Here is a 16,363-nt window from a genome sequence, read left to right on the forward strand (position 1 = left end):
AATCGAGCAGACAGTATGATTGCTAACTGATTTTGTCGTTTTCAATAAATACAGCGTGCCTTCTCCTGTGTGTTTTTTAGACAAAAAATCAATGAATACGAATGCAGACATTAGACTCTAGGCGAGTCTCTGTGTAGTGTTATTTTTCGCATAAAGCGGAATATAGAAAAAATAATTGAATTTAATTTAATGGGGGAACTATGACTAATGCGTTTCATGGAGTTAAACAGAAAATACAAAATTCATTACCGATGATTCAAAAAATTCTATCTATATCGGCCATTATCACCGGGCTATTAACCACTAGCTCTGTTGTTGCTTTGACTGATGACGATACAACTAACCTGCTCACTAATAATAAATCTATCAATAAATTATTCGCTCAAAAAGATGAAATACTTTTGTATCGTTTTGATGTACCCCAAGGGACGAAAGAAGTGGTATTTCAATCGCGTCATGGTAAAGGAAATGCTGATTTGTATGTTAAATTAGCTAGCAAACCGTCGTTAGCAGATTATGATTTTTCTTCCATAGGTAAAATGAATAAAGAAAAAATTGTCATTAAAGACCCACAGCATGGACTCTACTATATTGGTGTCAACGCAACCGAAAGCTTCAATAAATTACAATTAATAGCCAAAGTTAAACACCCTGATTACTTTGTCTTGCTAAACAAGATCGTAAAACCTGAACTGAGAAAAGGTACAGGTAAAGATCTGCGTTTTAGGTTCGATGTGCCGGATAATGCAACGGAGCTGACTTTTTCCAGCGGTGGTGGTACGGGAAATGCTGATCTTTATGTCAAACATGGGACGTGGGCAACGACCACCGATTTTGATTATGTAGGCAATAATGAAACCAATGATGAAACATTAACAATTGCCAACAGTAATGTATTGGCGGGCACCTATTATGTAACGGTGCATGCTGAACACAGCTATAAAAATCTCAATTTCACCGCAAGCTATGCTCTGGATGAAGCAGAGCCGACCGAACCAACAGAGCCGACTGAACCAACAGAGCCGACCGAACCAACAGAGCCGACCGAACCAACAGAGCCGACTGAACCAACAGAGCCGACTGAACCAACAGAGCCAACAGAGCCAACTGAGCCGACTGAACCGCCAGAGCTAACTGACCCCGTTATTGCTCAGGCAAATGGTGTCATGATGCAGTACTTTAATTGGTATACGCCAAACGACGGATCATTATGGACAGAGGTGGCTCAACAAGCTCAAAACTTAGCTGATGCGGGCATAACTGCATTATGGCTGCCACCAGCCTATAAGGGTAGCGCCGGAGGAGCTGATGTTGGTTATGGTGTTTATGATATGTATGATCTTGGTGAGTTTGATCAAAAGGGCAGTGTTCGTACTAAGTACGGCAGCAAAGATGAGTACCTTACTGCAATCAATGAAGCTCATAGTCATGGTATCCAAATCTACGGTGATGTAGTGTTTAACCATCGTGGTGGTGCAGATGCTACTGAATCCGTTACGGCGGTAAGAGTTGACTGGAATGATCGCAATCAGGAGCTGGGCGCTGATGTCCAGATTGATGCCTGGACAGAGTTTAACTTCCCGGGACGTGGCAATACCTATTCAGACTTTAAGTGGCGTTGGTATCATTTTGACGGCGTTGATTGGGCAGCAAATCTGAATGAAAGCAGTATCTTTAAATTCCGTGGTATAGGTAAAGCCTGGGATTGGGAAGTTGCAACAGAAAATGGTAATTACGATTACCTGATGTTTGCCGACTTAGATATGGATCATCCCGAGGTTGTTCAAGAATTAAAAGATTGGGGTGAATGGTATGTAGATTTCGCCAATGTTGACGGTTTCCGTTTGGACGCAGTCAAACATGTTAAATTTGCGTTCTTTAATGAGTGGTTAGATCATATCCGAACAGCTACACAAAAAGAATTGTTTACCGTTGGTGAGTTCTGGAGTTACAACAAAGAACAATTGCATCACTTCATTGCTCAAACGGGTGGTCGTATGTCATTGTTTGACGCGCCATTGCACATGAATTTTCACATCGCTTCAGCAAGCGGTGGTGGCTATGACATGCGCAGCATCATGGACAATACCTTAATGAAAGAACAGCCTGGTCTGGCGGTAACGCTAGTTGATAATCACGATACACAGCCTTGTCAGGCGTTAGAATCTGCCGTTCAAGACTGGTTTAAACCATTAGCCTATGCATTTATTTTACTACGTGAGCAAGGCTACCCTAATATCTTTCATGCGGATTACTATGGTGCAAATTACACCACCTCAGATAATGGTTGTGACAATACCCAAATCACCATTACTTCGCAAAAGGAAAATATTGATGAGCTGCTTGCTGCGCGTAAAGAATATGCTTATGGGGCTCAAATCGATTACTTGGATCACCAAGACATCATCGGTTGGACCCGATTGGGTGATGCTGAACATGTAACTGCTATGGCCGTGATCATGACTGACGGACCTGGTGGTGTTAAATGGATGGATGTGGCACGTGTAAACACCCAGTTTATCGATGTAACAGGTAACCGCTCAGAAGTTATCACCACCAATAACGATGGTTGGGGAGAATTTCCGGTGAACGGTGGTTCGTATGCGGTGTGGGTTGAACAAACTGCCGATGATACTCCACCTGAGCCACCGGTAACCGAGGTACAGGTAACACTGAACTGTGCGAATGGGAACACCTATCTAGGGCAAAACGTATATGCGGTGGGTAATATTGACGCCTTGGGTAATTGGGATGTAAATAATGCTTTGCTATTAAATGCCGACAACTACCCTACCTGGAGTGCTCAGGTAACTTTGGCGCCAGTAACTGCAGTCGAATGGAAATGCGTTAAAGTTGACGGCAGTAATACCGAGTGGCAATCAGGTAATAACAATAGCTTTACTTCTCCGGAAACGGGCACTGCCGACAGCAATGGTGGCTTTTAATTCATGGAATTAACTTAGAATTACCATGGGAGGGGATAAATTCTGTTACAAGCTCGCAGCAATGAGAGCGCGGAATACTTAATCGTTGCCAATACCGCAACCACAGATCAAAGCCGGACTTAGGTTCAAGCCGTTTGGCTAACGTAAAGTTTCTTTGGCTAGAAAAAATTAAAGAGGGTTATGGTTTAACATAACCCTCTTTTCGTTGCTTCTTTTCAAATTCGGCTTATTTCTGAAAATTTAACACTTATTAAAATCGAGCGGACAATAATAAAGATGATGAGATCGCCGTTACATCACCATTACCACCTAGGTCTTCAATAAAATCGGCATAATCGTCGGCCGATCTTATGCCAAGCATCAGCTCTAATGAGACAAACTCCCAATTGTAACCGATACCACCATTTAACTGGATGCCGGAAAAGTCTTCATCTTCACCTTCTGCTTCCCAAGTATCGGTGAAAAAGCCACCACCAATATAGGCTTTAAAACCTTCTGTGGCAAAACCGGTACCATAATAGGCCAGGAGATCCAGACCGCTGGATTCCAATTCGGAATCATCGTCAAAATCTAAAGAGTAGTAACCAGCTCTGATCGCTACATTATCATTAAAAGCGTACGTGCCGGCTAGATTTAAGCCACTAAAGTCTAAATCTTCATCGCCATGGTTGCCATCAACATTAATGGTGGTTGCGTAAGAACCGATGCCGACGTTCCATTGTTTTAATGGCTCAGCTGCTGCTTGCTCTGGCTGTTCAGCAAGTGCTTGACAAGAAAGTGCAGAGGCCAAAGATAAAGCTAAATAAATTGACATTTTTTTCATCATAATCCCTTATTTTTTATATATTTAGATCAACAACTTAATTTGTTGTAACGGGGATGTTAATCGCTGCTATTGAGGAAAGCAAGGATTAATCATATTGACAGTTATCACTAAACAAAGCTTAGACTCATTAGGGCAAAACCAGGGCTCATATTGTCCCTGAATTAGTCGTGAGTGGCAGCTTATTTTAAATGCTCTTTTACCCGGCTCCAGCAAATTGCCGACAGGGTTAAGGCAATACCACATAGGATAAATATTGCGCTTTTATCCTCGGTTTGGGAGATAAACAAGCCAATACCTAAGCTCACCAATAATTGCGGCACCACTACCGAAAGGTTGAATAAGCCCATGTACATGCCCATTTTGTTCTGATCGATTTTTTCCGACATGATGGCAAACACCAAACTGATCACCGACGACCAACCAACACCTAACAGCGCCATAAGCAGGTAAAGCGTGTATTCAGAACTGCCAAGCAGTGCGACAGCAAAATAACCAACCGCCATCGATGCAATACAGCAGGTATGCACTTTTACCCGGCCCACTTTCTTCGCCAGGGGTTCTAATACCGTTGCCGGTAAAATTGCCGAAACGGCACTGAGTATCAAAAAACTGACGGAGATAATTTTGCCGAGTTCATCGTCACTAATGGTGGCCATTTTGTCTTGCAAAAAAGCAAAGATAAACACGAACATGGTTTGGATGCCAATCCAGCTAAAGGAATGGGCGGCGAGTATTTTACGAAAGCCGATTAAGCCTGCTTCCTGCTCGCTTTTGTTATCCTCACTGGCGCCGATGGTCTGCCAGATAAAGAATAGAGTCAGCAGCGCACAAATTAATTCGATGTAGTAGTGATTGACCTCAATACCGCTAAGTTGTCTGGCCATGGCATAGATATCGTAAATGATAAAACCCCATAGCGGCTTAATGTTGATCAGAATGTCGCTAAAAGATAACGATGGTTCAGTCGCGGTTTCGGTTTGTGCTAACTGTTTGGGTTCGCGGATAAAAAATGGTGGCAAGATGGATAACATTAACACCAATGCCGCACCAAAGTAGATCAATACATAGTTACCCCAAACAGCCCCTATCGCATAGGCCAATACGCCAAAGCTGCCTGAGATGGTTTGCATCCAGGTATAACCTTTAGTGCGTTCATCGCCTTCAGGGGTGACATCGGCAATAATTGCGCGGGTGGGGTTAAAGCTGATGTTGATCGATAAATCCAAGGTTAAGGCAATGGCAATGGCCACGGCGAGTATGCCTTCAATGCCAAGGCTGGCAGAAACAATATCAATACTTGGCAGCGCCAGTAACATTAACCCTGCAAGCACCCCGCCGATGAGAATAAAGGGTCGGCGGCGACCGTGCCAAAACCAAACGTTATCGGAAATAATGCCAACGATCACTTGCCCTAAAATGCCAGCAATGGGGCCTGCCGCCCAGACTAAGCCCACTTCGTGAATATCGAGACCATACTGGGTGGTTAAAATCCAGCTAAGCGCAGAAATTTGCACCGAAAGGGCAAAGCCCATCGCAGTGGCCGGTAGACTAAGTAACATGTAAAAACGCTTACTTAGATTTTGTTGAATTGCTAACATAAAATTCTCTTAATGCTAAATTAGGGAAAGGCGTTGTTTGCTTGTAGTAATCTGCTTGTCGTTAGGGCACTGGCTGGCCATTTCTGGCTTCGAGCAAGCGGTACCAGTCCTCACGGCTGTAATTTAGCTCTAACGCTTGTTTGGCAGCAAGGATGCGCTGTGGATTGGTAGTACCAACGATTGGGCAAATATTGGCTGGGTGTTTTAATAACCAGGCAAAGGCAATTATCCATTTTTCGCAGTCATAAATTTGTGCCTGGCGTGCAAACTCTCGATGAATACGGGCATGATCTTCATCACTAAACGTATTGCCCCATGCTTCGTATACCACTGTGGCGATTGGGCACCATGCCATCGGCGTAATGTTATGTTGTAAACATTGATCAAGCGTGCCATCGGTAAATGAGCTGATGTTATGAATATTGATTTCAACTTGATTCGCCATTAACTTTTCAGTGGTGGCAGATTGTAAAAGGCTAACCTGAGATGGACTAAAGTTGCTGACACCAAAATTCTTAACTTTGCCCTGGCGTTTAAGCTGTTCAAACGTCTCTGCTACTTCGTTAGGATCAAATAGGTAATCTGGACGATGTAACAAAAACAAATCTAAGGCTTCAACGTTTAAGCGCTCTAATGAACCTTCTACTTGATTAATGAGATAATCTTTGGAGAAGTCATAACGACCGACATCGCCAATGCTTGGTGTGTTGGCAAAACGTATGCCGGCTTTCGAGGTGATTATTAATTGTTGGCGTAGTTCAGGGCTTTCTTTTAATACTTGACCAAAAATGCGTTCACATTCGCCGCCGCCATAAATATCGGCGTGGTCAAAATGATTATAGCCGGCATCAATGGCACTGCGAATGGCATTTTTGCCCTGCTGTATTGCCGTCGCTGAATTATCACCATTAATGCGCATGCAGCCGTAAATCAGGCGTGAGGACGGTGAGTTAATATTGCCAATTTGTATTGTTTTCATTTTGTCTTTTTCTTCTAATTTTATTTACGTTACATAGCTTTTGTGCGGTTGATGAAATCATCATGACCCGGCATGTTATCCACACTGCGATCGATAAGAATTTTCAAGTTTTGCATCAGCTCAGTAATTTGTTGATCGGTTAACGCATCGGCTAACGCGTGATGATCTTCGGGCATAATGCCCTGGCCAATTAATACTTGTTGCCAGGCAATTTCGGTAAACAGGTCATCTTGCTCGCGGAATAGTTTTCCTGTGCTTCTAAATAATTCAATTTTGCGCTGCAGACTTTCTGGAATATCCATGCGTTGGCATTCACGCCAAAACTGGCTGTCTTCGCGCTCGTTAACTTTGTAGTGCAAGATGATGAAATCGCGTATTTGTTCGATTTCAATTTTCGCCTGACGGTTAAATTCCACCACTTCATTGGCTTTAATGCCGTTATGTGGGAATAACTTGATCAAGCGAATTGCTGCGGTTTGGATCAAGTGGATACTGGTCGATTCTAATGGCTCCAAAAATCCACTGGATAAACCAATACTGACCACGTTTTTATGCCATTGCTTACGACGTCTACCGGTTCTAAATGGAATGATTTTCGGCTCCGCTAACGGCTTGCCATCGAGATTATTTAGCAATAACTGTTTTGCCTGCTGATCACTCATGTATTTGCTCGAATAGACTAAACCGTTACCGATGCGATGCTGCAGCGGAATGCGCCATTGCCAGCCACTGTCATGAGCAATCGATTTAGTGTATGGGCTAATTGGCGTAACCGATTCGCAGGGGATGGCCATGGCGCGATCACAAGGCAGCCAGTGCGACCAGTCGACATAACCGGTGTTTAACGCTTTCTCAATTAATAATCCGGCAAGACCGGTACAATCGACAAATAAATCACCGCGAATAATATTGCCATCTTTGAGCTCAATCGAATCCACATAACCATTGTCGTCATTGAGATTGACTTTGCAGACCATGCCTTCAATGCGTTTAACCCCTTTGGCTTCGCTGAATTTACGCAGAAATTGAGCGTACAAGCCGGCATCAAAATGATAGGCATAAGTCAGCCCAGGCAGATTGGTGCCTTCAATTTTTGCCGCTTTTGAAAACTTGTTGTGTTTGGCGGCTTGATAGTTCAGCGAAAAATCCCAAAAATCGGATTTATCGCCCAGCTCTTTGGCTTTCAGCCAGTAATGATAAAAGTCACAAAATGGAAAGTTTTTGCCGATGCCGCCGAAAGCGTGCATGTAGCTATCGCCCTGCTGTTTCCAGTTTTCAAACTCAATGCCAAGTTTAATGGTGGCAGAAGTGGCATTGATAAATTCTTTTTCAGTAATGCCAAGAGCATTGTTGATGGTGATGATCGGTGGAATGGTCGCTTCGCCAACGCCGACAGTAGCAATTTGCTCCGATTCAACCAGGGTGATATTTAAGGTTTTACCTAATACCCGTGAAAGCAAAGCTGCAGTTACCCAACCAGCGGTACCGCCACCGACAATTACCACATTTTGAATTTTATCTTGATTCATAATCACACCTTAACTGCCGCTTTAAATTGTCGGCTATATTCATTCAATAATTTACTTTAACTCAACCATTTGAGTTTAAATAGTTTATTGAATGGATACCCTCTTTCAAGGCGTCCTGCCTGCAGGGTATAAGTAGAAAACATTAATAGCTTCTGGCTACGGGCTTCTGGCAGCATTCGTATTGTTACACGATAGGTGAATTCATCAAATACACAGCCCGTGGCCAGTAGCTAGTTGCTCGAAGCTTAAAACAATCACCCTTAAAAGGCCTCCTGCCTGGCGGGTATAAGCACATCCATGTGCAAAAAAGCCCCTGCAATGATGTTATTACAAGGGCTTAAATAGAACTACATCAGTGGATTACAGCTTGTAGCTGAAACCTAATAAGTAGGTTCTACCGTAATCCTGGTAGTCACGTACTTGTAGACTGTTGTCGCCAGATAACGTCGTGAAAGGCTCTTCGGTAAGGTTATAAGCTTGTAGGAAGATTGACAGGCCTTCCAGCGATTTGAATCCGGCTTCACCGAAGTCGTAACCAATTTGCGCATCGATGATGGTTTCGCCTAAGATATCTACTTGTTGAGAATCGAAGCCGATGCCGTAAACGTCGCCTTTAAAGTCGCCACGATGGCGCATGCTGGCACGAATTTGCAAGCCATGTTTTTCGTAGTATGCGGTTACGTTGGCAATATTTTCTGATAAGCCAGGAAGTTCATAATCGTTACCGTTTTGATCTTTAAAATCAGATTCAACACCGGTGTAGCTGGCAATTAAACCAAAGCCATCCAGGCTGTCGCTAAATACATTAAACGGTAATGCTACAGAGAGCTCATAACCCCAAAGAGAACCATCTCCACCATTCACTTGGCCTGAGCCAGAACCCTTTGGATTCTCAGGGATTTCACCAGAAATAGGATCGGCGACACCGGTTAAATCAATTTCATAAGTTCCGTTGAAAATCCATTGGCTCAGGTCTTTATGGAATAACGCCACCGAGAAGTAACCTTCAGCGGAGTAGTAGTTTGAGTACGTTAAATCTAAACCAAATGCTTCTTTCGGCTCAAGTTCAGGGTTACCACCACTGACCGTCCAGTTATAGCCTTCATTATTTGGTATTTCACTGTAAGTCGTTTGAACAGAGGCATTCATATCACTCTGCTGAGCACGAGATATGGTTTTCGCTGCGCCAAAACGAATCGTTTGGCTATCATCAATGGCTAATGACAAGTTCAAGCTTGGCAATAGATGTGAGTAATCGTGACTGATATCTGTTGGGCTGGTAGCGACCACACCATCGGCAGGGTTAAAAGCACTGCCTTGCGAAGATTGATCGGTTTGTACATAACGTACACCAACATTACCGGTTAAAGGGTATCCGCCAACTTCCATATCGATATCTGCTTTCACAAATAAGGCAAGAATTTCTTCTTTCACCGTCCAAGACTTAGTTTGGTGTTGGGCGCCGGTTAATTTTTCAGAAAGCAGATCGTAGTAGCCATCCTTCATTAAGCCACGCACGTCATAAGCGATCATATCGCCCATGCCGATGAAATCTAAATTGGCGCTGCCTAAACGGTACTCTTCTGGTACCGATAACATTCCCGGGTTTTCTAACGAGAACGACGAAACCGTCATGTAATCACCATCAGAAAATTTTGTCTTTTCACGCTCTTTGTAAGACACACCGTAGGTAATGGCACTCACGTACTCATTGTCAAGAGCTTGTGTTGCGGCAAATTTTAATGCCGTTAACTCATCGTCTATTGATGGTGTGTTTAAGAAACCATCTTGCGCCTGATTTTCATATTCTGTGCCGGTGATACCGTACTTTTCGTTAAGCGCAGAACTCCAACCCCAAGATAATGGGCCACCCAACTGGATTAAGTTAAAATCGGAGTAATCTAATTCGTGACTAAATTGTGCACCGGTATTGCCACCGTCAAAGGTATAACCGATATTATCTGCAACACCACGGCTGTCACCGCGGCCAGTTCCGGCGTAACTTTCTAAAGACCAAATTTGACGTTCCACTTTTGAATAACTTGCATCAAATTCTAGAGACCAGTTGTCATTGACATCGTATTCGCCATTAAAGCCAAACGAGGTTAACTCGGCTTCTTTCTCTTCATAGTCGTTACGTACAACTACGCGTTGACCTTCAGTGAGTGCGCTGGTGACAAAACCTGTTTCAGGATCAAAGGTCGCGTTATCAGCCGAGATTGAACCTTGTCCCCAGGCAAACGGCACTTCGATGCCACGTAATATTTTTTCATCTCTATAATCTATGTATAAGGCGTCAAAGGTAAAGTGCAAATCATCAGTAGGAGCAAATTCAAGCACTCCCATTACGGTGTCACGTTCTAGCATTGAAGAACGTACGAAAGGTTTGGCACCACCTAAAATTGAGAAAGACTCGCCACTGTCATTGCTAACCTCAGGGTAACCCCAGGCATTCCAACGTTTTTCCTGATTGGGCGAGCTCATGGTAGAAATTGCGATGGCAACACCAACGGTATCATCGGCGAATTTATCCATGTAGGAAAATGTGCCACGGAAGCCATTATTGTCGGCATCCGGGTTTAATTCATCAAAGCTGGTTTCTTCATAAGTACCGTTAAACTGAATAACGCGATCATTAAGGCTTAAAGGGCGGACGGTTTGTAAATCGACAACACCGGCGATACCTTCACCTTCAATGGTGGCATCAGGGGTTTTATAAACGGTGACGCCGCTCATGATTTCTGAGGGATATAAATCAAACTCAACACCACGATTATCGCCAATTGATACTTGCTCACGACCATTGAAGGTTGTGGCACTTTCGTTCTCACCAAAACCACGAATACTGACTTTACTGGCACGACCGTCAAGACGTTGTGCAGTAAGACCTGGTAAGCGGGCAATGGACTCGGCGATTGAAGAATCGGGTAATTTACCAATATCTTCGGCTGAGAGGGCTTCGACAACGCTAGATGAATAGCGTTTAACATTCATTGACTCGATTAAGCTGCGACGAAAGCCGGTTACTTCAATAACTTCAACTTCTTCGTCAGCTTGTTCTGTCGTTGTTGCGTCTTCAGCGGCAAAGGCGATAGAGCTCATTGATAACAGACCACTCGATAGAAGTGCTACGGTCAGTTTGCTAGGTTTAAAATTTAACATATTGTATATCTCCCCATGCGTCCATTCTATTTATTATCTCTTGGTCGTCCTGTCCAAGGTATATGTTGATTAACATGAAACCCACGTTAAGCGGATAACCATTATGTTAATTACAAACCGGTACAAAGAGAATGACTTGCATACGTATTCATCAATATGCAGAGAAATCCGACGTTGACGTAACAACAATTTAACAAAACAACGAGAAACTCTTTATATACAGTGGCTTACAGTGTGACCCTTGGTCAAAAAACACACTGAATAATTTCTGAATACGTATGTAATTGCTTATTGTATTCGCTTGTATCATGCTTGTCGCAACTTAAATTTCATTTCATTTAAACGTTTTGGTCACCACTTGGTTACATTATGAATCAGAAACTTGCAGCACCTTTTTTATCTATCTTACTGTTGGCATGCTCGCCATCCGAACCTGTAACTATTGACGTTAGCTCAGACAGTATTCGCCAACTGGCCAGCACTTCTGCCGGACACTGGTTGGCAGCCGATACTTTTTATTTGCATGCTGAAATGAATCCACAGCTAAATTACTTTTTAATTTCAAAAAACAATTTAGCTGACAACTCAACAACTAGCTTCTCCCTTAAACGTTCGCAATTGAGTGACGAACAAGGTGCTAAATTTGGCCATCTACTTGAAACCGGCCAAGCGTTGAGTTTTGCCAACAGCATTACAAAGCCCGCTCAAATGCTGGCAAAAACCTTGCTTAAAGGGCCGTTGTTTATTGCCGGCGTTAACGATGAACAGCAGCTGGTCAGCTTAACCAAAGTGCAAACCGGCAATGTCATTGATGATCTTTTTACCCGTGGCGTAACCGATGCCGATGAAGTACCTGATCTGGGTGCGACAATTACCGCACAAACTACGCAATTTAAGTTGTGGGCGCCAACAGCAAAGCAAGTATCCGTATTATTATTTAACCAGGATAAAACTCAACAGCCGTTAGCCGAAGTGGCCTTAGAGCAAAATCAGCATACCGGGGTGTGGCAAGCAAACTTTAACGAATCATTACTCGGCAGCTATTACCAGTTTAAAGTGCAAGTATATCACCCGGCAAGCCAGAAGGTTGAAACTTTAATTACCACAGACCCATACAGTTTAAGTTTATCGGTGAATAGTGAGTACTCACAAGTGATAAATTTAAATCATCGCTCAACCAAGCCAAAAGGCTGGGACAGTCAAACGATTCCGGTGGTGGCCGATGTTGAAGACAATGTGTTTTATGAGCTGCATATTCGCGACTTTAGTGGCAGTGATAATTCGATAACAACGAAAAATGTTAAAGGCAAATACAAAGCGTTTGCACAAACAGACAGTAGCGGTATCAAACATTTAAAAACGTTAAAAGCGGCAGGCTTAAATAATATTCATTTATTGCCAACGTTTGATATTGGAACGGTCAATGAAGATACCAGCCAGCGCTTGGCCTTAACCGACACTGTGGCGAAGTTATGCACCATCATTGCAACGCATGAGTTGTGTCAGCAAACAGAAAACCAAGATAAATCCTTGGCAGAGATACTCGAAAGTTATGATGCCAATGGTTCTAAGGCTCAGCAATTGGTGAGTCAAACTCGAACATTTGATGATTACAACTGGGGCTATGACCCGTTTCATTACACCGTGCCGGAAGGCAGTTATGCGCAAAACCCCGAAGGTACTGCCCGCATAATTGAGTTTCGGGAAATGGTACAAAACCTCCATAACCTCGGCTTTCGGGTGATCATGGATGTGGTGTATAACCACACCCACCAGGCAGGCATGGCAAGGACCTCCGTTTTGGATAAAATAGTCCCAGGTTATTACCAGCGCCTGCACCCGGTTACCGGCTTAATTGAGCAATCAACCTGTTGTGATAACACCGCCACCGAACGCAAAATGATGGCGAAATTGATGACCGACTCCTTAGTGGTGTGGGCACAAGATTATAAAATTGACGGTTTTCGCTTTGATTTAATGGCGCACCAGCCAAAAGCCGTGATGTTGGCGGCAAGAGCGGCGGTATTAGCCGTAGACCCGGACAGCTATTTTTATGGTGAAGGCTGGAATTTTGGTGAAGTGGCCAATAACCAGCGCTTCGTGCAGGCCAGTCAGTTAGAACTTGGCGGCAGCGAAATTGGTACCTTTACCGACCGAATGCGTGATGCCGTTCGTGGTGCGGGTATGATGGCATCCGGTGATGGTATTCGTAAAGCCCAAGGCATAGGCAATGGTTTATATACCGTGCCCAATGAATTGCGCAGCAGTGCCGACAGCCAGGCAAACTACCAATTACTGGCCGATCAACTGCGTGTTGGTTTAGCCGGTAATTTGCAACATTTCCCTATTGAAAATGCCGCCGGAGAAAAGGTGACCGGCAAAGACATTCCTTATGGTGAGCAACCAACCGGCTATGCTCTAGATCCTGCCGACACCATTAATTATGTGTCGAAACACGATAATCAAACGCTTTGGGATAATAACCAATATCGTAATGCTTTTCGTTTAACTATTGATGACCGGGTTAGAATGCATGCCTTGAGTTTGTCTTACCCGTTAATGGCGCAAGGCATTCCGTTTATCCATATGGGCTCTGAATTGCTGCGTTCAAAGTCTTATTTACGTGACAGCTATGATTATGGTGACTGGTTCAATAAAGTCGACTTTAGTATGCAAACCAATAATTACCATGTCGGTTTGCCACCAAAAGAGAAAGACCAACAGAACTGGCAGTTGATCGGCGAGATTGTCAGTAACAATGCTGGCCGTGATAGGGTAACCGCAGAACATATCCGTTTTAGTCGCGATCGTTTTCTTGAGTTTTTACAAATTCGCATGACTTCAAAGCTGTTTCGCTTAACCACAAGCGACGCCATCAAGGAGCAGGTACAATTTTTAAATACCGGTAAAAATCAGCAGTTAGGTCTGATTGTGATGAATCTTACCGATACTAATTCCGATTCTAATACTGATAACAATACGAATCCCGAAAAGAATACCAATACCAATACCGATAAAGATTCTGAGCAAGTGGAGCAACACTATGAGCAAATCGTAGTGCTATTCAACAGTTCAGCCAAACCACAACATTTTGCTTATCCAGCGGCAGCTGGTTTTAGCTTACACCCATTGCAGCTGGCAAGTTCTGATCCATTAACGGCCAGTAATGACGTAGGTAAGAATGACATCGGAGATTTTGGTTTTAGCGTTAATAAATTCAGCACTGCTGTGTTTGTCAAAAAATAGAAGGTTGAGAAAAATATGAAGATTTTAGTTAAAGTTACGCTACTGGCGTTGTCGCTAAGCAGTTTTTTACTGACGGCAAAAGAAGTCACCGTTGCCTCTCCTGATGGCAAGTTAAGTTTCACCATAAACGATGTAGCTGAGGCGCCCAAGTACAGCGTTAGTTTTAATGGCGAACAAGTGATTGAACCTTCTCGTTTGGGTATGGTGTTTAAATCGGGCCCTTATTTTGACCAGGGTTTTGCCATTACATCAACGACGATTCAGTCGGTGAACAGCTCATGGCAACAACCTTGGGGTGAGCGTGAAACCATTACCGATCACCATAATGAATTGCAGGTAACGTTCGCCGCCAACAGAGAGACGGTAAATACTTACACCTTACGAGTTCGAGTGTTTAACGATGGCCTGGGGTTTCGTTACGAAGTGCCGAAACAACCGGGTTTAGCGCAGGTAGAAATCACTAACGAACTGACCGAATTCGCCATTAAAGATTATAAAAACGCTACCGCTTACTGGATCCCGGCGCGTCAATTTAATCGTTATGAATACATCTACGACACTACTGAATTTGAGGACGTTAATATTGCCCATACGCCATTTACTTTTACCTTGGGCTCAGGGGTACATATGAGTATTCATGAAGCGGCGTTAGTCGATTATGCCGGTATGTCAGTAAACCAGCGTCGCCCTGGGGTATTGAAAGCGGATTTAGCGCCCTGGTCCGACGGTGTTTTGGTGAAAACCACGGCAAACTTTAAAAGCCCGTGGCGTACCATACAGGTGAGCGAAGATGCGGTTGGCTTATTAAATTCTGATTTGATTTTAAACCTCAATGAGCCGAATAAACTCGGCGATGTGTCTTGGGTTGAACCGGGCAAATACGTGGGTATTTGGTGGGGCATGCACATAAATGAAACCACTTGGGGCAGTGGCGATCAGCATGGTGCAACCACCAGTGAAGTGAAACGTTACATGGATTTTGCCGCTAAGTATGGCTTTAAAGGAGTGTTAGTTGAAGGCTGGAATATCGGCTGGGATGGTGACTGGTTCTTTAATGGTGATGTGTTTGACTTTACCAAACCCTATGACGACTTTGATATCGATGCGATAAGCCAGCATAGTAAAGATGTAGGGGTAAAATTAGTTGGTCATCATGAAACTTCGGGTAATGTCAGCAACTACCGCAGGCAAATGGCGGATGCGCTCGATTTGTACCAAAGCATGGGAGTGGCTCAGGTGAAAACCGGCTATGTTGCCGATGGCGGTAACATTAAACGTATCGATGACGATGGCATTGCCCGTCATGAATGGCACGATGGCCAATATATGGTGAATGAATATCTCTATAATATTAAACAGGCGGCGAAAAGAAATATCAGTATTAATACCCATGAACCAATTAAAGACACAGGTTTGCGCCGTACTTATCCAAACTGGATTGCTCGTGAAGGTGCACGCGGTCAAGAATTCAATGCCTGGGGCACGCCACCTAACCCGCCGGAACATGCGGCAATGCTGCCATTTACCCGGATGTTAGCCGGGCCGATGGATTTTACGCCAGGCATATTCAACATGGACTTTAATGGTTTGGGTGCCAATACCAACAGACCACAAACGACCTTAGCCAAGCAGTTAGCATTGTATGTTGTGCTGTATAGCCCAATCCAGATGGCGGCGGATTTACCGCGCAATTACGAAGCCAACTTACCTGCATTTCAGTTTATTTTGGATGTACCCACCGATTGGCAACATTCAATCGCGGTGGCGGGTGCAGTGGGCGACTATGTTGCTTTTGCCCGGCAAGAGCGTCATGGCAATGACTGGTATTTAGGCGCTTTAACGGATGAACAAGCCCGCACTATCGAGGTTAAATTAGACTTTTTAGCGGCAGATAAGAGTTATCTTGCCGAAATTTATCGTGATGGCGACCAGGCAAACTGGGTAGATAAGCCTTATGAGCTGGTGATTGAGCAAAAAACGGTTTCAGCAAAAGATATCCTGAACATTAAAATGGCAACAAGTGGTGGCGCCGCCATTCGCTTTAAGGCAATGGACTAAACTATGTTAGATGAAAGCAA

General features: G+C 43.8%; 8 protein-coding genes. 3 read left to right on the plus strand and 5 right to left on the minus strand.

The features are described 5' to 3' along the window. Positions 1-200 precede the first annotated feature (200 nt). On the plus strand, positions 201-2,945 hold the full coding sequence (gene amyS / locus ND16A_RS21565; protein WP_200880865.1) for an alpha-amylase: 2,745 nt from the start codon (positions 201-203) through the stop codon (positions 2,943-2,945). A gap of 250 nt (positions 2,946-3,195) precedes the next feature. On the opposite strand, the gene ND16A_RS01345 is transcribed toward amyS, so the two are convergent. The 5 genes from ND16A_RS01345 to ND16A_RS01325 form a co-directional block, all read right to left on the minus strand. Then, positions 3,196-3,771, minus strand: coding sequence for an outer membrane beta-barrel protein (locus tag ND16A_RS01345; RefSeq protein ID WP_081945701.1), 576 nt, complete (start codon positions 3,769-3,771; stop codon positions 3,196-3,198). A 179-nt stretch (positions 3,772-3,950) separates the two neighbouring features. Further along, positions 3,951-5,369, minus strand: coding sequence for an MFS transporter (locus tag ND16A_RS01340; protein ID WP_033079239.1), 1,419 nt, complete (start codon positions 5,367-5,369; stop codon positions 3,951-3,953). A gap of 61 nt (positions 5,370-5,430) precedes the next feature. Further along, positions 5,431-6,348 carry an aldo/keto reductase gene (locus ND16A_RS01335; RefSeq protein WP_052073319.1) on the minus strand — a complete coding sequence of 306 codons (918 nt, stop codon included), beginning with the start codon at positions 6,346-6,348 and terminating at the stop codon, positions 5,431-5,433. A gap of 29 nt (positions 6,349-6,377) precedes the next feature. Next, positions 6,378-7,877 carry a tryptophan halogenase family protein gene (locus ND16A_RS01330; RefSeq protein WP_033079240.1) on the minus strand — a complete coding sequence of 500 codons (1,500 nt, stop codon included), beginning with the start codon at positions 7,875-7,877 and terminating at the stop codon, positions 6,378-6,380. A gap of 360 nt (positions 7,878-8,237) precedes the next feature. After that, positions 8,238-11,039 (minus strand): TonB-dependent receptor, encoded by a 2,802-nt coding sequence (locus ND16A_RS01325; RefSeq protein WP_033079241.1) that lies wholly within the window; start codon positions 11,037-11,039, stop codon positions 8,238-8,240. 369 nt (positions 11,040-11,408) lie between these two features. On the opposite strand from ND16A_RS01325, the gene pulA reads away from it, so the two are divergent. After that, complete coding sequence (gene pulA, locus ND16A_RS01320) at positions 11,409-14,285, plus strand: pullulanase-type alpha-1,6-glucosidase (protein ID WP_052073320.1); 2,877 nt, start codon at positions 11,409-11,411, stop codon at positions 14,283-14,285. 15 nt (positions 14,286-14,300) lie between these two features. After that, complete coding sequence (locus ND16A_RS01315; protein ID WP_033079242.1) at positions 14,301-16,343, plus strand: glycoside hydrolase family 97 protein; 2,043 nt, start codon at positions 14,301-14,303, stop codon at positions 16,341-16,343. Positions 16,344-16,363: the final 20 nt, after the last annotated feature.

Source organism: Thalassotalea sp. ND16A (genome assembly GCF_000764205.1).
Classification (GTDB): Bacteria; Pseudomonadota; Gammaproteobacteria; order Enterobacterales; family Alteromonadaceae; genus Thalassotalea_A.

What these genes read in the sequence shown, in the direction of transcription:
- amyS (WP_200880865.1), top strand. Translation starts at nt 201, where the DNA reads ATGACTAATGCGTTTCATGGAGTTAAACAGAAAATACAAAATTCATTA.
- ND16A_RS01330 (WP_033079240.1), bottom strand. Translation starts at nt 7,877, where the DNA reads ATGAATCAAGATAAAATTCAAAATGTGGTAATTGTCGGTGGCGGTACC.
- ND16A_RS01315 (WP_033079242.1), top strand. Translation starts at nt 14,301, where the DNA reads ATGAAGATTTTAGTTAAAGTTACGCTACTGGCGTTGTCGCTAAGCAGT.
- ND16A_RS01325 (WP_033079241.1), bottom strand. Translation starts at nt 11,039, where the DNA reads ATGTTAAATTTTAAACCTAGCAAACTGACCGTAGCACTTCTATCGAGT.
- ND16A_RS01340 (WP_033079239.1), bottom strand. Translation starts at nt 5,369, where the DNA reads ATGTTAGCAATTCAACAAAATCTAAGTAAGCGTTTTTACATGTTACTT.
- pulA (WP_052073320.1), top strand. Translation starts at nt 11,409, where the DNA reads ATGAATCAGAAACTTGCAGCACCTTTTTTATCTATCTTACTGTTGGCA.
- ND16A_RS01345 (WP_081945701.1), bottom strand. Translation starts at nt 3,771, where the DNA reads ATGATGAAAAAAATGTCAATTTATTTAGCTTTATCTTTGGCCTCTGCA.
- ND16A_RS01335 (WP_052073319.1), bottom strand. Translation starts at nt 6,348, where the DNA reads ATGAAAACAATACAAATTGGCAATATTAACTCACCGTCCTCACGCCTG.